This window comes from Paenibacillus sp. sptzw28 (assembly GCF_019550795.1).
Lineage (GTDB): Bacteria > Bacillota > Bacilli > Paenibacillales > Paenibacillaceae > Paenibacillus_Z.
The window spans coordinates 2,446,779-2,470,424 of the sequence record NZ_CP080545.1; the positions used below are offsets into that span (position 1 = coordinate 2,446,779).

Sequence of the window (23,646 nt, forward strand, 5' to 3'; positions counted from 1 at the left end):
GAAGTGGCGTCCCGGAAGGGATTCGAACCCCTGACCGACGGCTTAGAAGGCCGTTGCTCTATCCAGCTGAGCTACCGGGACACGTAATGAGTATTATAACATGTGGTGTTAAAAATGTGCAAGAGTCAAAAAAATGGATTTCTTCGACTGCAATTCCGAGTGTCCATCCTTACGGAAGTCCTCGCATGACCTGTTGCAGCTTCGCTCAATAAAGGGAAAAGAATGGAAAGGACTGCCTGCATCACACAAGTGACGCCGGGCAGTCCTTGATTTGAAGAAGACTATTTATATCCTTCAGGATTCGGGACCCTTCAGGATGGTTATTCATAATGGAGCGGGTGAAGGGAATCGAACCCTCGCCTCAAGCTTGGGAAGCTGGCGTTCTGCCATTGAACTACACCCGCAGCAAACCGTGACAATGATTAATTATGATAGCACACGCATAAATGGAAATCAACAGCAGACAATGTTATAATCGTACTCAATCGAAAGCGATGTCCGGTTCGCGGCGCGGTTCCACAGACAAGGCGGTGAGACTATTACAACTTCAAATACTCCGCACGGCGACGGAAAAGAAAACGTATACTTGTTTCCAAACATGCTTGATCAATATCAGCTGCAGCTTACCCGCATGCTGGAGGCCGAACAATACGGGGCGGCGAAACGTCTGCTCCGCTTTTTGCTGCAGTGCCAGGGCGAGGAGAAGCGCCATTATGAGGAATGGGGCAGTCTGCTGAGGTGGCTGGATATGGCATTTCCGTCACACGAAATGGAAGAACAAGGCGCAGGTCCGCTGGCGCATGCCAAGCATCAAGAAGAGGAGGAGGCAGATGAAGAATCGCTGCGGCGCGAAGCGCTTGCAGCGGATGAGTATGACGACGATTATGTGAAGCAGGTCCTGTACATTATGCAGCACCATCCGATTGCGGACCAACAGGTCCTCGCTCTCGAAAGGGCCGCCCATCTCGATCATCCGGACGTGGATCAGACGATTGTGACCTGGTTGACCGGAGAGGAGCTGCATCCGGCCCTGCAGTTTAAAGCGCTCCAATGCCTGCGCCGGCGAGGGGTATCGGGAAAGCTCCCGATTGTCCGGCTCGGCGAACACGTAGAGGTGGAGATCGAACAGACACCGCTATCCATGGACGAATTTCCGGAGACGGTTACGAGAGTCGTTGAACGGGTGGAATCGGTAACGGAGGTTCTCGACGCCACCATGCCTCATTTCGCCCGCGAGATGTGGAAAGAATTTCTGCAATGTTTCTACGGAACATCCGCATACGAACGCCTGCTTGCCGGCGATGACGATACCGTGGACTGTTTCGCGGCGGCGCTGCACCAGATCGTGCAGCTGTCCTTATACGGCAGAGTCAGCGACGACGATTTAAGAGATACATACGGAATAACGGAATCTCTCAGATTCCGGTATGAACAAATTTGCCGTTCGCTCCGGCTGGTCGCTCAGCTGCAAGATAGGGATGATGGCGACGAGCCTTGATATTCGGCTGGATGTTGATTATAATAGAATGGTTTATTAAGCGTGAAACATAAACGCAGCTCGCGTTATTTAATTTGGAGGGGAAAGCATAACATGAAAGCAACATGGGAAAAAATAGACAAGAACCTTGTCGCGCTCGACGTAGAAGTCGAAGCCGGACAAGTGAACGAGGCGCTTGACAAAGCGTTTAAGAAGGTTGTTGTGAAAGTAAACGTGCCAGGCTTCCGTAAAGGTAAAGTGCCGCGGGGCATTTTTGAATCCCGTTTCGGCGTGGAAAGCCTGTATCAGGATGCAATCGACATTTTGCTCCCGGACGCTTATTCCGAAGCAGTTAAAGAAACAGGTATCGTTCCGGTTGACCGCCCGGACATCGAAGTGGATCAGTTCGCCAAAGGTCAAGCATTCAAATTCAAAGCAAAAGTTACGGTTAAACCTGAAGTTCAGCTTGGTGAATATAAAGGCCTGGAAGTGCCGGCAGAGGAAGTCAACGTAAGCGAGGAAGAAATCACGGAGGAACTCGATCGCCTGCAGCAGCGTCATGCTGAATTGACGGTTATCGAGGAAGGCGCAGCCGAGAAGGGCGACGTTGCCGTTATTGATTTCGACGGGTACGTGGACGGCGAAGCGTTCGAAGGCGGCAAAAGCGAGCGTTATTCCCTTGAACTCGGTTCCGGTTCCTTCATCCCGGGCTTTGAAGAACAAGTGATCGGCATGCAGACAGGCGACTTCAAAGATGTCGAAGTTACCTTCCCTGAGAGCTACCATGCGGAGAACCTGGCAGGCAAATTAGCCGTGTTCAAAGTGAAGCTGCACGAAATCAAACGTAAAAATCTTCCCGCACTTGACGATGAATTTGCCAAAGACGTGAGTGAATTCGATACGCTTGAGGAATTCAAGCAGGATCTCGTAAGCAAATTGGCGGAACGCAAACAGAAGGAAAACGAGCAGGCGCGCGAAGCGGCTGTGGTCGAGAAAGCTGCTGATGCTGCTGTAATCGATATTCCGGAAGCTATGATCGATTCCGAAACAGGCTACATGCTTCGCGATTTCGAGAACCGCCTGCGCATGCAGGGGATGAATCTCGAGCTGTACTATCAGTTCTCCGGGCAAGATGAAGCTGCGCTTCGCAGCCAGATGCGCGCCGATGCGGAGAAGCGGGTCCGCAACAACCTCGTTCTCGAGCAAATTGCCAAGCTTGAAGGCATCGAAGCGGGAGAGGCTGACCTGAACGAAGAATTGGAGAATCTGTCCAAACAATACAGCCGTTCGGTCGAAGAGCTCCGCACTTTGTTCACGAGCAACGGCAACCTCGAAAACATCAAAGAAGATCTCGTGCTTCGCAAAACGATTAAATTCCTGCTGGAAAACAGCAAGGCAGCGAGCGAAGTGGCATAAGGAGACCGAAGCCGTCCGCAGGGCGGCTCGCTTGATCATCGGATTCAGATAAGGCACGTACATACGTGCCTTATTTTTCCCTAATCGGCACTATCTGTTTGTAACTTGGGGCTTTGCCCCGTACATAACGGACCGCCGGTATCGTATAATGTAGTATTCAGAAAAATGACATTGCTTCCTGAACATGATAAAATAAGATCGGAATCCAAGCCAAAGAAGGAAAGAAGGTTGATCGCATGAATCTGGTACCTATTGTCGTTGAGCAGACAAACAGGGGAGAACGCTCTTACGATATTTACTCCCGCCTTTTAAAGGATCGGATTATCTTTTTGGGAAGTGCGATCGACGATGATGTTGCGAATTCCATCATTGCTCAGCTGCTTTTTCTGGCAGCGGACGACCCGGAAAAGGACATCCACCTGTATATTAACTCTCCGGGCGGATCAGTTACCGCCGGGATGGGGATATTTGATACGATGCAGTTTATAAAGCCGGACGTATCGACCATTTGCGTAGGCTTGGCAGCGAGTATGGGTTCACTGCTGTTGACGGCCGGCGCCAAGGGGAAACGCTTTGCACTGCCGAACAGCGAAGTTATGATACACCAGCCGCTTGGCGGCGTTCGCGGGCAAGCGTCTGATATCAAAATCCACGCGGATTGGATTTTGAAGACGAAACAGAAATTGAACCAAATCTATGTGGACCGTACGGGACAGCCTTATGAGAAAGTCGACCGGGATACCGACCGCGACTTCTTCATGAGTGCGGAAGAGGCGCTTAATTACGGCCTCATCGACAAGGTCGTCACATCTTCCATCCTGTAAAATATCGAAACGAAGGGGTGATCCCATGTTTAAATTTAATGACGAGAAGGGCCAATTGAAATGCTCGTTTTGCGGCAAGTCGCAAGATCAGGTGCGAAAGCTTGTCGCCGGTCCTGGCGTCTATATATGCGATGAATGTATCGAGTTGTGTACGGAAATCGTCGAAGAGGAGCTCGGCCACGAGGAAGAGCTTGATCTGAAGGATATTCCGAAACCAAGAGATATCCGCAATATTCTCGATCAATACGTAATCGGGCAAGAGCAAGCGAAGAAATCGCTGTCTGTAGCGGTATATAACCATTACAAACGGGTCAATTCGCAAAGTAAACTTGAGGATGTCGAGCTTCAGAAGAGCAACATCCTGCTGGTTGGACCGACCGGCTCCGGGAAGACGCTTCTAGCCCAGACGATGGCGAAGATCTTGAATGTGCCGTTTGCAATCGCGGATGCCACATCTCTTACGGAAGCCGGCTATGTCGGTGAAGACGTAGAGAATATTTTGCTCAAGCTGATCCAGGCTGCAGACTACGATGTTGAAAAAGCCGAACGCGGCATTATTTACATCGATGAGATCGATAAAGTTGCGCGCAAATCGGAGAATCCTTCGATTACCCGTGACGTTTCGGGCGAAGGCGTGCAGCAGGCGCTTCTGAAAATATTGGAGGGTACGGTTGCATCGGTTCCACCGCAAGGCGGACGCAAGCACCCCCACCAAGAGTTTATCCAAATCGATACGACGAACATTTTGTTCATCTGCGGCGGTGCCTTTGACGGTCTGGAGCAGCTTATTAAACGCCGTATCGGCAAGAAGGTCATCGGTTTTAATACAGCCGGCGACGGACAGAAGGACTTGAAAGCAGGCGAATACTTGTCGATGGTGCTTCCGGAGGATCTGCTCAAATTCGGTCTCATACCGGAGTTTGTAGGCCGTTTGCCGGTCATCTCGACACTTGAGCCTCTTGATGAGCAAGCGCTTGTGCGTATCCTTTCCGAGCCGAAGAATGCGCTCGTGAAGCAGTATCAGAAGCTGCTCGAAATGGATAACGTCAAACTCGATTTCGAGCAGGCGGCTTTGGAGGCTATTGCCAAAGAAGCGATCAAACGGAACACCGGCGCGCGCGGCTTGCGGGCGATAATAGAAGGCTTGATGCTCGACGTCATGTATGAAGTGCCTTCGCGCGACGACGTCAGCACCTGCCTCATAACGGAGAAGGTTGTTCAGGACCGGAATATGCCTGAGCTGGTCTCCAAGAAAGGCAAGAAGAAGGAAGAAAGCGCCTGATTCAATAAGCACCGTTCAAAGTATCCACCTCTGCCTAAGCGGCCATAAAGCCGCTCCCCGCAGGGGTGGACTTTGACGTTCACGGGAGAGGTTACCTGATGTATTCACGAAAAGAAACCATACCGGTCAAAGTAGGACCCCTGACAATTGGCGGAAGCGATGAAGTAGTCATTCAAAGTATGTGCACGACGAAGACGGCGGACGTGGAAGCTACGGTAGCGGAAATACTGCGTCTGGAAGAAGCCGGCTGTCAAATCGTCCGTGTAACGGTGAATAACAAGGAAGCCGCGGCAGCTATCAAAGAAATCAAGAAGCGCATTCATATTCCGCTGGTGGCGGATATTCATTTCGATCACCGCCTTGCGCTTGCCGCTATTGAGAACGGTGTCGATAAAGTACGGATCAATCCGGGGAATATCGGCCGCAGAGAAAAGGTGGAAGCCGTCGTCAAAGCATGCAAGGAACGCGGCATTCCAATTCGAATCGGCGTAAATGCAGGCTCGCTTGAGAACCATTTGTTGGAAAAGTACGGCTACCCCACGCCTGAGGCGATGGTCGAGAGCGCTTTATTTCATATCGGCATACTGGAAGAATTGGACTTCTACGATATTATCGTGTCCCTGAAAGCATCGGACGTACCAATGGCTATCGCAGCTTACCGGATGGCGGCCGAACAAATCCGCTACCCGCTCCATCTTGGGATTACCGAGGCGGGCACGCTTCATTCCGGCACGATTAAGAGCTCGGCGGGTATCGGAGCACTGCTGGCGATGGGAATCGGGAATACGGTTCGAATCAGTCTGAGCGCGGATCCGGTAGAAGAGGTCAAGGTGGCCCGCGAGCTGCTCAAATGCTTCGGTCTGATTACCAACGCGGCTACGCTTGTCTCATGTCCGACCTGCGGGCGTCTGGATATCGATTTGTTCTCGATCGCCAATGAGGTGGAAGAGTATATCAGTAAGATTAAAGTACCGATCAAAGTTTCCGTCCTTGGCTGTGCGGTGAATGGGCCCGGGGAAGCGCGCGAGGCGGACATCGGCATTGCCGGGGCACGCGGCGAAGGCATGCTGTTCAGATATGGCGAAATGATCCGTAAAGTTCCGGAGAATGACCTTCTTGCGGAACTGAAGAAGGAAATCGATGAAATCGTTCGCGTCTATGAGGCGACGGGTGAAATTCCGGGACGTAAGCAGCACTCTCCCGTTTCATCCGGATAACTTAGAAATTCGGTTAAACTTTACATCCGCATAGCGATTATTCCATCCGGCCGGGGGCAATACTGACAAGTATGAGTTCCCGATAAGCCGGATGTTTTTGTTGTTTCTTCTTACATGAGAGGAGTGTTTAATCGCTATGAGTTTAAGTATGATTTTGATGCTGATCCAAGTTTTTTTCGCGATTGTCATTGGTCTGTACTTTTGGAATTTGCTGCGCAACCAGAAGACGAACCGTACCGCAGTTGACCGGGAGTCCCGCAAGGAAATGGACAAGCTGCGCAAGCTGCGTTCCGTCTCGCTTACAAAGCCTTTATCCGAGAAAACCCGTCCTCAAACGATAAACGATATTATCGGTCAGAAGGACGGCCTGAAGGCGCTTAAGGCGGCGCTGTGCAGCGCCAATCCCCAGCATGTCATTATCTACGGCCCCCCGGGCGTGGGGAAGACTGCCGCCGCTCGCGTCGTCCTGGAAGAGGCGAAGAAAAATCCGGCCTCGCCATTTCTTCAAGATGCCAGGTTTACCGAAATCGACGCGACAACCGCCCGTTTCGACGAACGCGGGATTGCCGACCCGCTTATCGGTTCCGTCCATGACCCGATATATCAAGGCGCGGGCGCTATGGGCGTAGCCGGAATACCGCAGCCCAAACCCGGTGCGGTAACGAAAGCGCACGGAGGGATGCTGTTCATCGATGAGATCGGCGAACTGCATCCGATTCAAATGAACAAATTGTTAAAGGTGCTGGAGGATCGTAAAGTTTATCTGGAGAGCGCCTATTACAATTCGGAAGATACCAACATACCGATGTATATACACGATATTTTCCAGAACGGCCTGCCGGCTGATTTCCGTCTTGTGGGTGCGACGACAAGATCGCCGCAGGAGCTGCCGCCCGCGCTTCGCTCACGCTGCATGGAAATTTATTTCCGGCCCCTGCTTCCGGGTGAAATTGCTGAGATTGCAATTAACGCGCTCAAGAAAATTGGGCTGCCGCCCTGCCAGGCGGCGGTTGAAGTGGTGATGCGCTACGCAACGAACGGCCGTGAAGCCGTTAACGTAATCCAATTGGCTGCGGGACTTGCTTTATCCGAGAAACGGGAAGAAATTACCGCTGCTGACGTCGAGTGGGTCGTAAACAGCAGTCAGATTCCGCCGCGCCCCAACCGGAAAGTGCCTGCACTACCCCAGGTTGGTTTCGTGAACGGTCTGGCTGTGTATGGTCCTAATATGGGAACGCTGCTGGAGATCGAAGTAAGCGCAATACCGGCTCGCAGCGGAAAAGGCAGCTTCACGATTACGGGAGTCGTCGACGAAGAAGAGCTTGGCGGAGGAAGCAGAACCCTGCGGCGCAAAAGTATGGCGAAAGGCTCGGTCGAGAATGTGCTGACCGTACTCAGGCGCATCGGGCTGAAGCCTGAAAATTTCGACCTGCATATCAATTTTCCCGGCGGTACGCCGATAGACGGGCCTTCCGCAGGTATTGCCATGGCGACTGCTATTGCATCGGCTATCAAGGGTGAGCCCGTTGATAATAAGCTGGCTATGACAGGCGAGGTAGGGATTCATGGCGACGTTAAGCCGGTCGGCGGCGTGCTTGCCAAGGTTGAGGCCGCTTTCCAGGCGGGGGCGGAGACGGTGGTTATCCCGCGTGAGAACTGGCAGGAGATTTTCGCCGATTTGCAAGGTCTGAAGGTCATTCCGGTAGACAGGATCGACGAGGTGCTCAGCCTTGTATTTGGCCCGGGTGAAGCAACGGTTCCGGCGGCTCAATCCGCTCTGTCGGGCGATGTTTATATCGCCACGGGACTCCCCTATTTGCAGGCGGATTCCGTTGAGTGATAAAATAAGATGAAGGCGTAAGTTAAAGCTCAATTTATCCAGGCGCACGACAGGTGTTAAAATAGCTTCAAGACGGAGGTGCTGGTATGGGACCTGCTAAATGGAAAGGTAGACGGCTGCCCCTGCTGCCGCTCAGGGGATTGCTCGTATACCCCAGCATGGTGCTCCACTTAGATGTGGGCAGGGAGAAATCGGTGCGAGCGCTTGACCGCGCTATGCTTGACGATCATATGATTTTGTTATGCTCCCAGTCGGAGGTCAACATCGAAGAACCGACTCAGGAGGATATCTACCGCGTCGGCACCATCGCCCGCGTGAGGCAGATGCTTAAATTGCCTAACGGTACCATAAGGGTACTGGTCGAAGGTGTCGTCCGGGCGGAGATTATGGATTATTTACCGAATGAAGATTTTTATGAAGTGACGGTTAAGGAAATGCCGGAAGCGGAGTCGACGGATCCCGAGATAGATGCGCTCATGCGAACGGTATTGAACCAATTCGAGCATTATATTAACCTGTCGAAGAAGGTAACGCCGGAGACGCTCGCAGCGGTTTCCGACATCGATGAGCCGGGCCGGCTCGCGGATGTTATTACAAGCCACCTGACACTCAAGATTAAAGATAAGCAGGAAATTCTGGAAACCATCGATGTCCGCGACCGCTTGGAGAAGCTGCTGGATATTTTGAACAACGAGCGGGAAGTGCTCGAGCTCGAACGTAAAATAAGCCAGCGCGTCAAAAAGCAGATGGAGAAGACTCAAAAAGAATATTATCTTCGTGAGCAAATGAAAGCGATCCAGAAGGAACTCGGCGAAAAAGAGGGGCGCGCCGGGGAAGTGGAAGAGCTACGGACCCAGATGGCTGAATCCGGCTTGCCGGACAAGGTCAAAGAGAAGGTCGAGAAAGAGATCGACCGGCTTGAAAAGATGCCGTCAACGTCAGCGGAAGGCGGCGTGATCCGCAATTATATCGATTGGCTTTTGTCGTTGCCTTGGAATAAAAGAACCGAAGACGATTTGAACGTATCCAAAGCTGAAGATGTTTTAAATGAGGATCACTACGGGCTGGAAAAACCGAAGGAACGCGTCCTTGAATATCTGGCTGTTCAGCAGCTGGTCAAGAAACTGAAAGGCCCGATTCTGTGCCTCGTCGGCCCTCCCGGGGTGGGTAAAACCTCGCTGGCCCGTTCGATCGCCAAATCGCTGGGACGCCAATTCGTACGCATTTCACTTGGCGGCGTTCGGGACGAAGCCGAAATACGCGGCCACCGCCGTACCTATGTCGGCGCTATGCCCGGGCGCATTATCCAAGGAATGAAGACGGCAGGCACGCTAAATCCGGTATTTCTGCTGGATGAAATCGATAAAATGGCGATGGACTTCCGCGGCGACCCTGCATCGGCGCTTCTGGAGGTGCTTGATCCGGAGCAGAACAACACGTTCAGCGATCATTTCATCGAGGTGCCGTTCGATCTCTCCAATGTCATGTTCGTAACGACGGCCAATGCCGTTCACAACATTCCAAGGCCGCTTCTGGACAGGATGGAGATGCTCTATATACCCGGCTATACGGAGCTTGAGAAATTGCAAATCGCCGAACGGTATTTGCTTCCCAAGCAGAAGCGTGAGCATGGACTGAAAGATGAGCAGCTTAAGCTTGACGATAAAGCGATGATGCAGGTCATCCGGGAATATACCCGCGAGTCGGGTGTCCGTAATCTGGAGCAGCAGATCGCAGCTATTTGCCGTAAGGCTGCGAAGGCTCTTGTCTCAAACGCCGATAATGGACCGATAGAAGTGGACACGGTACAGGTAAAAGAATGGTTGGGACCTCCGAAATTCCGTTACGGCATGGCCGAGGTCGAGGATCAGGTCGGCGCGGTTACAGGCCTTGCCTGGACTGAAGTCGGAGGAGATACCTTGGTTATCGAGGTCACGGTGCTGCCTGGAAGCGGGAAGCTGACGCTGACGGGTAAACTCGGAGACGTCATGAAGGAATCGGCTCAAGCGGCGTTCAGCTACACGCGCTCCAAAGCGGTTGAGCTGGGCATCGATCCCGATTTTCACGAGAAAAACGATATTCATATTCATATACCCGAGGGTGCCATACCGAAGGACGGCCCTTCCGCCGGCATAACAATGGCAACGGCGCTTATATCCGCGCTCACCGGACGCCTGGTTTCCAAAGAAGTGGCGATGACCGGAGAAATTACGCTGCGCGGACGCGTCCTGCCGATCGGCGGATTGAAAGAGAAATCGCTGGCCGCGCACAGGGCGGGCATCAAGAAGGTGCTCCTTCCAAAGGAGAATGAGCGGGACCTAAGGGATATTCCGGAAAGTGTCCGCGGCGACCTGGATTTCATCCCGGTCAGCCATATGGACGAGGTGCTGAAGCATGCCCTTGCCCAATCGCCGGTTCAGACGCACTAGAAAGCAGGTAAAGATATGAATGTCACGCAGGCCGAATTTGTAATTAGCGCTGTAAAGCCTCACCAATATCCTGAGGACGCCTTGCCGGAAATCGCTCTGGCAGGGCGTTCCAATGTCGGCAAGTCGTCACTGATCAACAAATTGATACAGCGGAAAAACCTGGCTCGAACAAGCTCTCAGCCCGGTAAGACGCAGCAATTGAATTATTATCGAATCAACGAGAAGCTCTATTTTGTCGATTTTCCCGGGTACGGCTATGCGAAGGTCTCCAAGACGCAGCGCGAGCAATGGGGCCAGATGATCGAGACTTTCCTCAAAGACCGGGAACCGCTGAAGATGGTGCTCCTCATTATCGATGTACGCCACGAGCCTTCAAAGGACGACCGTCTTATGTTCGACTGGCTCAAATATTATGATATACCGACCTGTATCGTCATTACCAAGGCCGACAAAATTCCGCGAAGCAAGTGGGAGAAACATATCAAGATGGTAAGAGAAACGCTCGGTGCCGATCCGCGTCACCGGTTCGTTCTCTTCTCCTCCGAGACCGGGCTTGGCCGTGACGAGCTTTGGGCGGTTATTCTTGAAGCGATTACGGAACAGGCAGAAAGTCTGTGATGTTTCGTTCGAATAGCGAGGATAACGCATAAAATCGGGGGCTCTTCGTAATTTCTCCGTGATTTTTCAGAAATATGCGAGAATATCACGACCAGCCGGCAGGAATAAACCGCAATGATCGAGTATAATATACTTAAGCGGTAGGTTATAAAGGTGTAAGTTTAAAGAATTGAGGAGATTTTTATGGCTCAGCGGATAGCCACAGAGTATGTCAAAGCTTCTCTGCAATTAACGGCTGAAGAGATGGCGGGATTCGTCCGTTTTTTGGAAGAGCACCATGTTAAACAGCAGGTTCGGGTGCTTGATAACGGCAATCACGAGATGGTTCTCGAGGACGAAGCAGGACGTGAAGAAGTCCGCTTAACTTTCGAACGTCAACAGGATCGGTACGTGTGCGTGCTTTCCTGCCGTTTGATTAAACCCAAATTAACGAATGTAATGCGCAAAGCGGTTTCGGCTTTTCGCGGTAATGCAGTCGTAAACCGCATTTATCCGAACTATACGATGATTTATCATTATGAACAGGGTGCCGTTCGCAAAATTGTCGAAAATACGAACGGGGAAACGAGAGTCGTCTTTGAATATAAGGACACTGTCGGCCAGCTTCTGGCTCAGTTCTTAAACACGGATATCGAACAACAAATCGATGTCCTGCAGAATGTTATCAACCAGCTGCTCGATCTGCGGAATCAATGCTCGGATCCCGGGCAAATTGCCGTAATTGACGAAAGGTTGAAGCTTCACACGCGGGAATTATTCGTGCTGGAGGCTTAGAATTTCGACGGGTATTACCGATATTTTTAAAGCCGCTTTTTTGCGGCTTTTTTTATTGTGAAATTTCCGAATCGGCGTTCACGAAACGGGACCGCGCCACATACGTTGAATACTGTAGTAACAGCAGTAACCAATTCCGGCCTCAGCAAAAAAAACAGTTGCAATTCTCCGCGATAGATGTTATTTTTATTTTCGTTGAAAAGAATATTAGGAACCAGGATTCACTCAGGACATAGTAATGTTGCGAGAGATTATTCCCTCGGGCAGTGAATGACGTAGGTCCTAGCGGATGAAAGTTTTCAAACATTTTATTCCTAGGAAGGGGGAACCGAAAGATGGAATACTCAACTTTCGGAAGACACGTTGCTGTTGATACTTGGGGTGTAGATTTCGACCTACTCAACAACGCGGAATTTTTACAAGCCCAAATGGTGGAGGCTGCCGAAAGCTGTGGCGCTACCGTACTCTCTGTTCAGGCCAAACAATTTGAGCCACAAGGCGCAACCGTGCTCGTACTGCTCTCTGAAAGTCATCTCTCCATACACACGTATCCTGAGAGAGGTTTTGCCGCCCTCGACTGTTATACGTGCGGAGAAACAGTGGATCCGCAGCTTGCGATCGACTACATGCTGTCTGTTTTGAAACCGGCCACTACACATGCCAAGAAGCTTATTCGCGGTATGGGAGAGCTGAAAGTTGTCGAACCGGAAATTAAGCAAGTCGAACTTGTGTAACAGTTTCTCATAATGAAATTACTCATGGCCATGGAGCTCTCCTCCGTGGTCATTTTTTAATTATTGTTTTCAAATAATTTTCATAATTGCAGGGGTACAGGTTGTCGAACTGTGCTATAATAAATGATGATTAATTGATCGTAAAGGCAGGTGAACGCGCATGCACATTGTCGTTGTTGGGCTAAACTATCGGACGGCTCCCGTCGAAGTCAGAGAACGATTTACTTTCTCGGAGCGGGATTTGCCGGAGGCTCTAAAACAACTGCAGCATACGAAAAGCATTATGGAATGTGTCATTGTGGCGACCTGCAACCGTACGGAGCTGTACGCGGTGGTGGATCGTCCACACTTGTGCGGCCACTATATACGCCATTTTATGGAACAATGGTTTGGACTGCCAAGACAACAATTTACAAATGATTTATACATGTACGAGGATGATAAAGCAATAGAGCATTTGTTCCGCGTGACATGCGGACTGGATTCGATGGTCATCGGAGAAACGCAAATTCTCGGTCAAATCAAGAACGCCTTTATGCTGGCGCAAGAGCACAAAACGACCGGCACGATGTTTAATATGCTGTTCAAACAAGCAGTGACGCTGGCCAAGCGCGCACACTCGGAAACTTCAATCGGCGAGACGGCTGTCTCCGTCAGCTATGCTGCCGTTGAGCTCGGAAAAAGGATTTTCGGACATTTCGGCGGGAAAACCGTTATGATTATCGGCGCAGGCAAAATGAGCGAGCTTACGGCTAAACATTTATATGCGAACGGAGTCAACCGTGTTTTTGTCGTAAACCGCACCTACGAACGGGCGGCGCAGCTGGCCGATAAATTTAACGGCATTCCTCTCTCGATGGAGGAGGCGATTCATCGCTTGCACGAGACTGATATTGTTATCAGCTCGACGGGATCGGACGGTTATGTGCTGAGTCGCGAACAGGCAGCCGAAGCTATAGGGCGCCGTAAATCGCGGCCATTGTTTATGATTGACATTGCCGTGCCGCGCGACCTGGATCCTGCCATTGCCTCGGTGGAAAATGTGTTTCTCTACGACATCGATGATTTGGAAGGCATAGTCGAGAGCAATTTGGAACAGCGCCGCGTTGAAGCGGCCAAAATCGAAACGTTTATAACAGCGGAGCTCGATTTGTTCCGGCAATGGTACAAAACTCTTGGCGTGGCTCCGCTTATCCGGGCGCTGCAGGATAAAGCGGCCGCCATCCACGAAGAGACGATGGATAGCTTGACCAATAAGCTGCCCGACCTTGACGATCGGGAGAGAAAAATCATTCGCAAGCTGACAAAGAGCATCGTCAATCAAATGATGCATGACCCAATTCTACGCATTAAGGAACTGGCTTCCGAGAAGCATGCCGATGATGCAATGGACATGTTTGTGAAATTATTCGCTTTGGAGGAGACGCTCGCCCAGGCGAAACAGCAGGAACGGACAGTGGTGGCAAAAGAAGAATTGTCTTCCGAAAGCGGATCTGCGTCTTCCTTATTCGAGAAGGGGCTCAATGTTAACGCGGCCGTGAACACGATTGCAGCAGCAACGACTTGACTCTTTCCCGCTGAGTAACTAGATGCAATAAACAGGCAGACTGGCGGCGATATGCCGCCGTTTCGCTATCGGCGATTTCATGCCGTACTTGTGGAGGCGCCTATGGTTACGCAAAATTGGCTTTATGACGGCATGCTTTATATTTACGCCCTGAGCCTTCTGTTTTACTTCTCCGATTTCCTTGACCGGAATCGGAAGGCGAAACAGATGGGAACAGGGCTCCTTATTTTCGTCTGGATGCTGCAAACGGTATTCCTTGTAGAGCGGATCGTCTCTCATCTGGATATGACGTTTATGACGTTATTCGAATATTTGCTAATATTCTCCTGGCTGCTGGTGACAGCTTCATTGGTTATAAGCCGATTTTTCCGAATCGAATTCATCGTCTTTTTCGTTAATGTTATCGGCTTCGCGGTTCTGACGCTTAACTTGTTCGGAATAGGATCGGGCGCCTCGCTTGCTCGTTGGGAGCTGGCACGCGACATGCTCGTGGTTCACGTAGGACTCATGATCTGCGCTTTTGCCGCATTGACCATTTGTGCGATCTTCTCGGGAATGTATTTATTTCTTCACGGTCAATTAAAAGGCAGGCACTGGTCAAAGACGGTCCAGCGATTGCCCAGCCTTGATATGATCGACCGTTTTATGTTCCGGGCATCGCTGATCGGAACTCCGCTGCTTACGCTGTCGCTCGCAGTTGCGGTTACATCGATACTGACCGAAGGACGGTACGGCTTGCTGCTTGACCCGAAGGTTCTAACATCTTTTGCCGCATTAGCGCTCTACATTGGAAATATTCTTCAGTACCGCTGGTTTGACGGGCCTGCCTGGAAAGCCGCACGGTTTAATGTGATCAGCTTCATTGTTCTGTTGTTCAATTTGTTGATTAATAAGATTTCGTCGTTTCACGGTTGGTCATAATGAGATTAACCCGGCTGCGCAGCCAAGGAGTGCTGGAAGGAGAGCGGTCTTGATGGCCCGTTATTACCCTCTGATGGTGAGTCTGGCAGGTAAGCAATGTATCGTTATCGGCGGCGGCGTTGTGGCCGAAAGAAAGGTGCAGGGGCTGCTTGAAGCAGGTGCTGATCATGTGGTTGTCATTAGCCCTGCAGCTTCGGAGGGCCTTAAGCGGCTGGTGGAGGACGGGTCTATCGCGCTTGAACAAAGGGAATACCAAGAAGAGGATGTGGCCGGGGCATTTCTGGTCTTCGCCGCTACGGACGAGCGGGAGACCAATCGATCTGTATCGGAGGCAGCTGTCCGCTTCGGAGCGCTTGTGAATGCTGCAGATGATGCGGCAGGCGGCGATTTCATCACGCCTTCTGCCGTACGCCGGGGAGACTTGCTGCTCACGGTAACGACGGGAGGCGCCAGCCCTGCGCTGGCGGCCCGAATCAAACGCAAGCTCGCCGTGAGCTTCAGCGAGGAATATGGAGTTCTGGTAGCGCGCCTCGGGCAGCTGCGCGAGCGGATGCTGGCTGACGAATCTGATGAGAAGCGCAGACATGCCGTTCTTCGATTGGCGGCCGAAGAGGCGGAGCAGAGAATTGACGGGTCCGGCGGGCCGTTCAAGGAAGAAAGCATTGACGAATGGATGAAGAGGCTGCAATGCGCAGTCGATGGGAGGCAGACATAATGGCACATGCGAGCAGCGGCGGACGACGGGTTATCGTCGTCGGGACAAGGCAGAGTGCTCTTGCTTTGACCCAAACGGGACAGGTGATCGACCAGCTTAAAGAGCTGTGCGAATTACATAAACTTGAGTACGATTTTGAAATCCGCAAAATAGTTACTAAAGGAGATCGTATTCTCGACGTTACGCTATCCAAGGTCGGGGGTAAAGGTCTTTTTGTCAAAGAAATCGAACAGGCGTTGTTCGACGGGGAAATCGATCTGGCGGTACACAGCATGAAGGATATGCCGTATGAACTGCCGGATGGATTGATGAACGCCGCCGTGCCGAAGAGGATCGATCCTCGGGATTGCCTCGTGACCAAGGGAGGGCTGCCGCTGGAGCAGCTTCCTCACGGCGCGCGTGTCGGCACCAGCAGTCTGCGGCGGGCTTGTCAGCTCAAGCATGCGCGTCCGGATTTACAGCTGGAATCGATCAGGGGTAATATTGATTCGCGAATCCGCAAGCTGGAAACGGAAGGATTCGACGCGATCGTTCTTGCGGCGGCAGGGCTGCAACGGATGGGCTGGGAAGACAGAATTTCGTCGTATGTCCCTGTAGAGGTGTCGGTTCCCGCTGTCGGACAAGGTGCCCTTGGCATCGAATGCCGTGTAGATGACAGCCAGGTACGCCATTTGCTCTCTCTGCTGAACGATCCGGTGAGTTCCCTTACCGTGCGGGCTGAAAGAAGCTTCCTTGGCGCGCTGAACGGCGGCTGCCAAATTCCGATCGGCGCTTATGCTACGATTGTTGAGCCTGCCAATGAAGAAAGCTCTGCATTACTGGAAATTACAGGGATCGTAGGCTCGCCGGACGGATCCGTACTGCTGAAGGAAACGCTTAGGGGACGCGACCCTGAAGCGCTAGGCCAGGAAGCGGCCGCTGCGCTGAAGGCGAAAGGTGCGGACCGCATTTTGGCGGAACTGGAGGAGTGAACAGTTTGGACAAGGGGAACGCAAGAGCGAAAGAAACGGGTAAAGTTTACCTCGTCGGGGCGGGTCCGGGAGATCCTAAGCTCATTACGGTTCGAGGAATGGAATGTATAAAAGCGTGCGACGTGGTCGTATACGACAGACTGGCAAGTCCGCGTCTGCTGAAGTTTTTGAAGCCCGGAGCGGAAAAGGTTTATGTCGGCAAACTGCCGGACCGGCACACGATGAAGCAGGAGGAAATTAATCAGCTTCTTGTAGATTTATCGCTTGAGGGGAAAATAGTGACCCGTTTAAAGGGCGGCGACCCTACGATTTTCGGCCGTGTCGGCGAAGAAGCGGAGCTGCTTCAGCGTAACGGAGTTGAATTTGAAATCGTGCCGGGCATCACCTCGGCAATCGCCGTACCCGCTTATGCGGGGATACCGATCACCCACCGCGATCTTGCGTCATCCCTCTCGATCATTACGGGGCATGAAAGCCCCGATAAGCTTGACCAATCGATTCATTGGGATAAGGTGACCAATGCGACCGGAACGCTTGTTTTTCTAATGGGTGTCGCAAAAATCGGCTACATTGCAGAACAGCTGATGAAGCACGGGAAAGCACCGGATACCCCTGTTGCCCTCATACGCTGGGGAACACGCGTTGAGCAGCGTACGATTACTGGGACTCTAGAGACAATCGAAGCGATCGTAAAGGCTGCTGATTTCCAGCCTCCGGCTGTCATCGTCGTCGGCGAGGTCGTCAGGCAGAGGGAAAAGCTGCAGTGGTATGAACGAAAGCCTCTATTCGGAACACGGGTGCTGGTGACGCGGGCGAGAACGCAAAGCAGCGAGCTGGCCGATCGCATCGAGGAGCTGGGCGGCGAGCCCTGCGAGTTTCCTGTTATTGAAACCCGGGAATCGTCCGAAACGGCAGCGGTTAGCCATCTTGAAGAATCGCTGCGTGAGGCAGAACGGTACGACTGGATTATGTTCACCAGTGTGAACGGAGTCGATTATTTTTTCAATTGGCTCGCGAAGCTTCGCATAGACATAAGGCGATTTCACAATGCGCGAATAGCAGCAGTCGGGCCAAAGACAGCTGCTGCGTTGGAGCAGCGAGGCCTGATAGTCGATGTTCTTCCAGTCAAATTCCAGGCGGAGGGGCTGCTGGACAGTCTCGCCGAAGCCTTGGAAGCCGGACAAACGGTACTTCTTCCGCGTGGCGACCTGGCCAGGGAAGTATTGCCGAGGCAGCTTATGGCTAAAGGGCTTATACCTGTCGAAATCGATGTCTATGAAACGGTAATCGCGGAGGATCAGGACGAAGAAACGCTTGAACTTCTGAAGCAGGGCAAGGTGGATGTCGTTACGTTCGCAAGTTCGTCGACGGTAACTAATTTGCTGGCCGTTATGCGAAGAATGGGAGTCGATCAGCCGGAGGAACTGCTGCAGCAAGTGGACATTGCCTGCATCGGTCCGGTCACGGCGGCCACGGCAGCAGAAGCTGGACTGAAGGTTACCATTCAACCAAATGATGCGACGATCGATGGTCTCGTTGAAGCGATCTCGGTTTCCCGTGCAGAGCGCAAAGTAAACTAACGGTTGATATTCCAGGAAGTACTTCTCAGGAGGTTTTCTCTATGACTTTTCCTATTACCAGACACCGCCGGATGCGGCGGACTGCGGCACTTCGCAGTCTTGTGCGCGAAACGCAGCTATCTGTGAATGATTTCATATATCCGATCTTTGTGACGCATGGCAGCGGCATCAAGGACGAAATTCCTTCAATGCCCGGTGTGTATCATTACTCGCTCGACTTGCTGCAGCAAGAAATCGAAGCGGTTGCCGCTTCAGGCGTTCAAGCTGTGCTGCTTTTTGGAATTCCGGAGCATAAAGATGCTGCCGGCATTTCGGCATACGAGGCGAACGGGATCGTGCAGCAAGCGACACGCAAGGTGAAGGAGTGGGCGCCGCAATTAGTCGTGATAGCCGATACATGCTTATGCCAATTTACAGATCACGGGCATTGCGGAGTCATCCACCACGACGAACGCTCAGGAGTCGCGGAAGTGGACAACGATTCCTCGCTGGAGCTGCTTGTAAAGACGGCGGTTGCGCAAGCGGAGGCAGGGGCTGATATAATCGCTCCTTCCAACATGATGGACGGTTTTGTCAGTGCGATTCGCGACGGACTCGATGCAGCGGGCTATGAGATGGTTCCGATCATGTCCTACTCAGTAAAATACGCATCGGCTTTCTACGGACCTTTCCGCGATGCGGCGCATTCGGCGCCGCAGTTCGGGGACCGGAAGACGTACCAGATGGATCCGGCAAATGCGCGCGAGGCTCTGCGGGAAGCGGAATCGGATGTCGTCGAGGGTGCTGATATGCTGATGGTTAAGCCTGCGCTTGCTTATTTGGATATCATCCGTGAGCTTAAAGAACATTTCGACCTGCCGGTCGTCACATATAACGTGAGCGCGGAGTATTCCATGGTTAAAGCCGCAGCTGCAAACGGATGGATCGACGAACGCGCTATCGTGCTTGAAACGTTGACAGGGATGAAGAGAGCCGGTGCGGATTTGATCATTACGTATCATGCGCTTGATGCAGCCCGTTGGTTGAAGGGTGAATAAAAAGGGCTGCAATACAAACCAGCAGGTACCGAAAGAAATGCCATTAACAGACAGGCAGGTGTGTCAAATTTGAACGAATATAATCGAAAAAGGCAGGATGAGCGTTCCAAAACGGCTTTCGCGCAGGCGAAGAAGGTTATACCCGGCGGCGTAAACTCTCCGGTTCGGGCTTTTCGGTCTGTTGGACTTACTCCGGTTTTCATGGAACGAGGCGAGGGCTGCCGCGTTTATGATATAGACGGCAACAGCTATATCGATTATGTGGCGTCCTGGGGACCTCTCATTATGGGGCATGCGCATCCTGAAGTTGTCGAAGCGATAAAGCGGACGGCGGAAAAAGGGACGAGCTTCGGCGCGCCTACGGAGCTTGAAACGATGATGGCCGAGCTTGTCTGCGAGCGTGTTCCTTCCGTAGAAGTGGTAAGGATGGTCAACTCCGGGACGGAAGCGACGATGAGCGCCCTTCGCCTTGCCCGCGGTTATACCAAACGCAGCAAAATATTGAAGTTTGAAGGCTCCTATCACGGACATGCCGACAGTCTGCTGATCAAGGCCGGCTCCGGTGTTGCCACGCTCGGTCTGCCGGACAGCCCGGGCGTTCCTGAGAGCGTAGCCTCGCAAACCATTACTGTTCCTTACAACGATTTATCTTCGGTTAAACTTGCGTTCGAGAAATTCGGAGAGCAGATTGCATGTATCATCGTAGAACCTGTCGCTGGAAATATGGGCGTCGTTCCTCCTCTCCCCGGTTTCCTCGAAGGCTTGCGGGAGCTGACGCAGCAATACGGCAGCCTGCTTATTTTCGACGAAGTGATGACCGGCTTCCGCGTTCATTATAACTGTGCGCAGGGCTTATACGGCATTACCCCGGACTTGACCTGCCTTGGCAAAGTTATCGGCGGAGGTCTTCCTGTCGGGGCATACGGCGGTAAGCGCGAGCTTATGGAGATGATGGCTCCGAGCGGTCCGATCTACCAAGCAGGCACCTTATCCGGAAATCCACTGGCGATGGCAGCCGGTTATACGACGCTAAGCCTGCTTACACCGGAAACGTACGAGCAGCTGGAGCGCATGTCGGTGCGGCTGCAGCTTGGTTTTGAAGCCAACGCCTCGAAACACGGCATTCCGAGTACCATAAACCGGGTCGGCTCCATGGTATGCCCATTTTTTACGGAAACTCACGTCATTAACTACGATACCGCGAAAGAAGCGGACTTGGAGCGTTTTAAAGCTTATTTTGCCGCTATGCTCGACCTTGGCGTCAGCGTTGCTCCATCCCAATTCGAGGGAATGTTCGTATCGGCACTGCACGACGAATCGACGATCGACGCGACGATTGCGGCGCATGACGAAGCGCTGCGAAGGCTGTAGGTGGCGCTTGATGAACAAGCGGGCGGCAATTGAACGGATCGCGCATGGAAGAAACGGAGAATGGTTGGAGCTGTCCGTCAAGTCTATTGACAGCTTAGCCGAAGCCGGGGTCACAGGTATAACTCCATTACAGGCCGGCAGCCACCCGCACCAAGTGCGGCAGTGGCTGCTGGCCCTTGCTTTATTTCCGGAAAAATGGGTGAATCGGCTGTTCTCGGTCGGCGGCATCCGGTTGGAGAGAGATACGGTCAGGCTGCGGGCATTTGCTCCGGTTGACCCGAATACCGATACAATATACCGTTTGGCAATGCAGTCCGGACAAGCGTCTGGTGGCATAGAGCGCGTCCCCGTATTGTTTGAGGACGACTGGTGCCTCGTACTGGACAAACCGTCAGGTATGCCTGTGCATCCTTCGGCGCCCGGGCAGAGAGGGACATTGGATGAAGCCGCCGCCTACAGATGCTTGTCCTTGAATGACCCGCTTCCGGTCAAACATATACACAGGCTTGATGACGATACCGCCGGACCGGTGCTTTATGCCAAAAACGAGCTGTCCCAGCAGCGGCTGGACGAGGCCATGCGCGGCAAACTGATTGAGCGCGAATATCTGGCGCTCGTTCAAGGGCGGATAAAGCAAGCGAAGGGTGTTATCGATGAGCCGATCGGTAAAGACCGGCACCACAGCGCCCGCAGGCGCGTTTCACCGACAGGCGATGCCGCTGTAACACGTTATGAGCGGATCGAGACTTATAAAAACGCTTCGCTGGTCCGTCTGTGCCTGGAAACCGGGCGAACTCACCAAATACGCGTACATATGAGCTATATCGGATATCCGTTAATTGGCGATGTTCTGTACGGGGGCAGCGGTGCCTTGCTGAGGCATCAGGCGCTGCGCGGCGAGCGGCTGACGTTTGAGCATCCTTTTACCGGAGTACCTCTTACAGTTGTTTCCCCTGAGCCGGTCTGGTTCAGGGAGGTCCGTATTCGTTTGAGCGCTCTGTGAAAATCGTAGTCATGCCCGTTTGCCTCCTGCCATATAGATAAATAGGGAAGATAGCTATAACCAAGCTATGAGAGGGGAAAGGAGGACGACAAGCGTGTCCAATCGATCGAGCGGCTTACGCTTTGACGTTTATGAACGCGTGCATTTACCGGAAGATGTGGCGGCAATTCACGAGCTGGAAGAAATTGAGCTCGTTCCCCGCATCGAAATCCTGCATCAAGGCGAGCAAGTACTGCTCAAAGGGCATCTGCTGCTGACGGGCGTATACCGTGCAGCCAGCGAGCCGCAAACCGAGCAGGCATTAGAGCACTGGATTCCAGTGGAAATTACGCTTCCGATGAATCGGGTTCACCGGCTTGACGACATCTCGGTTGAGATCGATAACTTTGATGTCGACCTGCTATCGGCCAGAACGCTCAATATAACAGGCGTTTTATCTCTTCTGGGGATCGAGATCGACCAGCCGCGCCCGCAAGAAGAATGGCAGGCAGAGGAGCCGTTCACCGTTGTTCACAAAAGAGACGCGGTGGAAGACAAACACAGTCCGGCTGCAGGTGCGGCCGGGGCTGCTCAGTCTCATGTCGAAGATTCCACAGGTTTTGAGGGGTGGGCGGCCCCTTCCACCCAATCGTTCAGAGACACGTTTAGCCGTGAAACGGCGCAGCAAGAAGTCGCCGAGCGGGAACGTCAAGAGGCCGAACTGCATCAGGCGGTGGAGCGTGAACGCCAGGCGGCCGAACTGCGGGAGGCGGCGGAGCGCGAGCGCCAAGCGGCGGAACTGCGTCAAGCGGCGGAGCGTGAACGCCAAGCGGCGGAGCAGCGTCAGGCAGCCGAGCAAGAGCGTGAAGCTGCTCTCTTGGAGGCGCAGCAGCACGGAGCGGCTGTGCATGAACAAGTGGCTCTTCAGCACAGAGAGGCACAGCGAGCGGCTGAAGCCGTGCTGCTGGAGAAGCACCAACAAGAAGACGCCGGTCGGGAGGCCATCTATCGCGAAGCTGCGGAACGGGAATCGTCGGAGCTGGAAGCGGTGCTTCGACAGGAAGCGCAGCGAGAGGCAGCTCTAAAGGCGACGATCGAGCGTGAGGCCCTTCAGAGGCGTGAGGCGTTCCAGCGTGAAACTTTCCAGCGCGAAGCCCAGCAGCTGGGAGCGTTCCAGGGTGAAACTTTCCAGCGCGAAGCCCAGCAGCGGGAAACGGAGGCGACTCAAGCCACCCAGCAGGAGTCGTTTAACCAGGAGCACGCCCAGCCGCAAGAAAGCCGGGAAGCAGAGCAGTCCGAACGACCTTTAAATCAACAGGAGCAGGAGCTACAATCGGGTGAGGAACCTACCGTGGATGTTACTCCTGTCAACTTGTTTCAGACCCCCCAGAATTTTGACGGCTCGGCGGAACCGGAGGCCGATCCGGGCCGAAAAGAAATGAAGGTGGCGCTGAGCAGCAAGCCCTCGCAAGAAGGGGCCGAGCCGTCGATCGGCAGTGTAAGTTTTCGTTCGCTTCTGCAAACCAGCCGCAGAGAACAGGAAGCAAAGGCAGCTGCCGAGCAAATCGCGCTATTGGCGGAAGAGGAAGCAAACAAGCCGGCAGAAGACGAGATCGAATGGAAGAATCTCTTTTTTGGCCGTGCGTCCGAAGAGCAATCATTCCGGAAAGTGCGTATGTGCATTGTGCAGCGCGAGGAAACGCTTGAGCTTATTGCCGGGCGGTACCAGCTTCAGCCGCGGGAAATCGCGCTCTATAACCGCCTGTCGGACCAGAGTATCAGCGAAGGCCAAGTGCTGTATATCCCATAGATCAAAGCAACATCGAACTCCCCCTGACGGTACCTTAGCCGTCAGGGGATTTTCGTTTTCGCGCGGCCTTCTCGCCACGGG

Annotated in this window: 19 protein-coding genes and 2 tRNA genes; 19 read left to right on the forward strand and 2 right to left on the reverse strand. The window is 52.8% G+C overall.

Going from position 1 to position 23,646, the window contains the following annotated elements; translation table 11 throughout:
* Positions 1–4: 4 nt before the first annotated feature.
* Together KZ483_RS10795 and KZ483_RS10800 are read right to left on the reverse strand one after the other, a co-directional pair.
* Positions 5–81, reverse strand: a tRNA-Arg gene (locus tag KZ483_RS10795).
* A 249-nt stretch (positions 82–330) separates the two neighbouring features.
* A tRNA-Gly gene (locus KZ483_RS10800) sits at positions 331–404 on the reverse strand.
* A gap of 194 nt (positions 405–598) precedes the next feature.
* Here KZ483_RS10800 and KZ483_RS10805 point away from each other — a divergent pair.
* The 19 genes from KZ483_RS10805 to KZ483_RS10895 all read left to right on the forward strand — a co-directional run bounded on the left by KZ483_RS10805 (position 599) and on the right by KZ483_RS10895 (position 23,565).
* Positions 599–1,498, forward strand: a complete 900-nt coding sequence (locus tag KZ483_RS10805; RefSeq protein ID WP_220352649.1) for a hypothetical protein — start codon at positions 599–601, stop codon at positions 1,496–1,498.
* Positions 1,499–1,591: 93 nt separating this feature from the next.
* The gene (gene tig, locus KZ483_RS10810; RefSeq protein ID WP_220352650.1) at positions 1,592–2,893 is read left to right on the forward strand and encodes a trigger factor; all 1,302 of its coding nucleotides are present in this window, start codon (positions 1,592–1,594) and stop codon (positions 2,891–2,893) included.
* Positions 2,894–3,096: 203 nt separating this feature from the next.
* Positions 3,097–3,717, forward strand: a complete 621-nt coding sequence (gene clpP / locus KZ483_RS10815; protein WP_258881729.1) for an ATP-dependent Clp endopeptidase proteolytic subunit ClpP — start codon at positions 3,097–3,099, stop codon at positions 3,715–3,717.
* 25 nt (positions 3,718–3,742) lie between these two features.
* A complete protein-coding gene (gene clpX / locus KZ483_RS10820; protein WP_220352652.1) occupies positions 3,743–4,999 on the forward strand; it encodes an ATP-dependent protease ATP-binding subunit ClpX in 1,257 nt (418 codons plus the stop codon).
* A gap of 98 nt (positions 5,000–5,097) precedes the next feature.
* Positions 5,098–6,216 carry a flavodoxin-dependent (E)-4-hydroxy-3-methylbut-2-enyl-diphosphate synthase gene (gene ispG / locus KZ483_RS10825; protein WP_220352653.1) on the forward strand — a complete coding sequence of 373 codons (1,119 nt, stop codon included), beginning with the start codon at positions 5,098–5,100 and terminating at the stop codon, positions 6,214–6,216.
* 136 nt (positions 6,217–6,352) lie between these two features.
* Positions 6,353–8,056 (forward strand): ATP-dependent protease LonB, encoded by a 1,704-nt coding sequence (gene lonB, locus KZ483_RS10830; RefSeq protein ID WP_220352654.1) that lies wholly within the window; start codon positions 6,353–6,355, stop codon positions 8,054–8,056.
* A gap of 86 nt (positions 8,057–8,142) precedes the next feature.
* Entirely contained in the window at positions 8,143–10,485 is a 2,343-nt protein-coding gene (gene lon / locus KZ483_RS10835; RefSeq protein ID WP_220352655.1) for an endopeptidase La, read from the forward strand.
* A gap of 15 nt (positions 10,486–10,500) precedes the next feature.
* Positions 10,501–11,103, forward strand: coding sequence for a ribosome biogenesis GTP-binding protein YihA/YsxC (gene yihA / locus KZ483_RS10840; RefSeq protein WP_220352656.1), 603 nt, complete (start codon positions 10,501–10,503; stop codon positions 11,101–11,103).
* 183 nt (positions 11,104–11,286) lie between these two features.
* Positions 11,287–11,877 carry a non-ribosomal peptide synthetase module gene (locus KZ483_RS10845; RefSeq protein WP_220352657.1) on the forward strand — a complete coding sequence of 197 codons (591 nt, stop codon included), beginning with the start codon at positions 11,287–11,289 and terminating at the stop codon, positions 11,875–11,877.
* A gap of 335 nt (positions 11,878–12,212) precedes the next feature.
* Complete coding sequence (gene speD, locus KZ483_RS10850; RefSeq protein WP_220352658.1) at positions 12,213–12,611, forward strand: adenosylmethionine decarboxylase; 399 nt, start codon at positions 12,213–12,215, stop codon at positions 12,609–12,611.
* A gap of 160 nt (positions 12,612–12,771) precedes the next feature.
* On the forward strand, positions 12,772–14,178 hold the full coding sequence (gene hemA, locus KZ483_RS10855) for a glutamyl-tRNA reductase (RefSeq protein WP_220352659.1): 1,407 nt from the start codon (positions 12,772–12,774) through the stop codon (positions 14,176–14,178).
* Positions 14,179–14,280: 102 nt separating this feature from the next.
* On the forward strand, positions 14,281–15,099 hold the full coding sequence (locus KZ483_RS10860; RefSeq protein ID WP_220352660.1) for a cytochrome C assembly family protein: 819 nt from the start codon (positions 14,281–14,283) through the stop codon (positions 15,097–15,099).
* Positions 15,100–15,151: 52 nt separating this feature from the next.
* The gene (locus KZ483_RS10865; protein WP_220352661.1) at positions 15,152–15,814 is read left to right on the forward strand and encodes a precorrin-2 dehydrogenase/sirohydrochlorin ferrochelatase family protein; all 663 of its coding nucleotides are present in this window, start codon (positions 15,152–15,154) and stop codon (positions 15,812–15,814) included.
* Entirely contained in the window at positions 15,814–16,785 is a 972-nt protein-coding gene (gene hemC, locus KZ483_RS10870) for a hydroxymethylbilane synthase (protein WP_220352662.1), read from the forward strand. The genes KZ483_RS10865 and hemC overlap by 1 nt, the downstream gene beginning before the upstream one ends.
* 5 nt (positions 16,786–16,790) lie before the next feature.
* On the forward strand, positions 16,791–18,365 hold the full coding sequence (gene cobA, locus KZ483_RS10875; RefSeq protein ID WP_258881643.1) for a uroporphyrinogen-III C-methyltransferase: 1,575 nt from the start codon (positions 16,791–16,793) through the stop codon (positions 18,363–18,365).
* A 41-nt stretch (positions 18,366–18,406) separates the two neighbouring features.
* Positions 18,407–19,402 (forward strand): porphobilinogen synthase, encoded by a 996-nt coding sequence (gene hemB / locus KZ483_RS10880; RefSeq protein ID WP_220352663.1) that lies wholly within the window; start codon positions 18,407–18,409, stop codon positions 19,400–19,402.
* A 69-nt stretch (positions 19,403–19,471) separates the two neighbouring features.
* Positions 19,472–20,773 (forward strand): glutamate-1-semialdehyde 2,1-aminomutase, encoded by a 1,302-nt coding sequence (gene hemL / locus KZ483_RS10885; protein WP_258881644.1) that lies wholly within the window; start codon positions 19,472–19,474, stop codon positions 20,771–20,773.
* Between the two features lie 10 nt (positions 20,774–20,783).
* On the forward strand, positions 20,784–21,776 hold the full coding sequence (locus KZ483_RS10890; protein ID WP_220352665.1) for an RluA family pseudouridine synthase: 993 nt from the start codon (positions 20,784–20,786) through the stop codon (positions 21,774–21,776).
* A gap of 94 nt (positions 21,777–21,870) precedes the next feature.
* Positions 21,871–23,565: a LysM peptidoglycan-binding domain-containing protein gene (locus KZ483_RS10895; protein ID WP_220352666.1), complete on the forward strand. Its 1,695-nt coding sequence runs from the start codon at positions 21,871–21,873 to the stop codon at positions 23,563–23,565.
* Positions 23,566–23,646 lie beyond the last annotated feature (81 nt).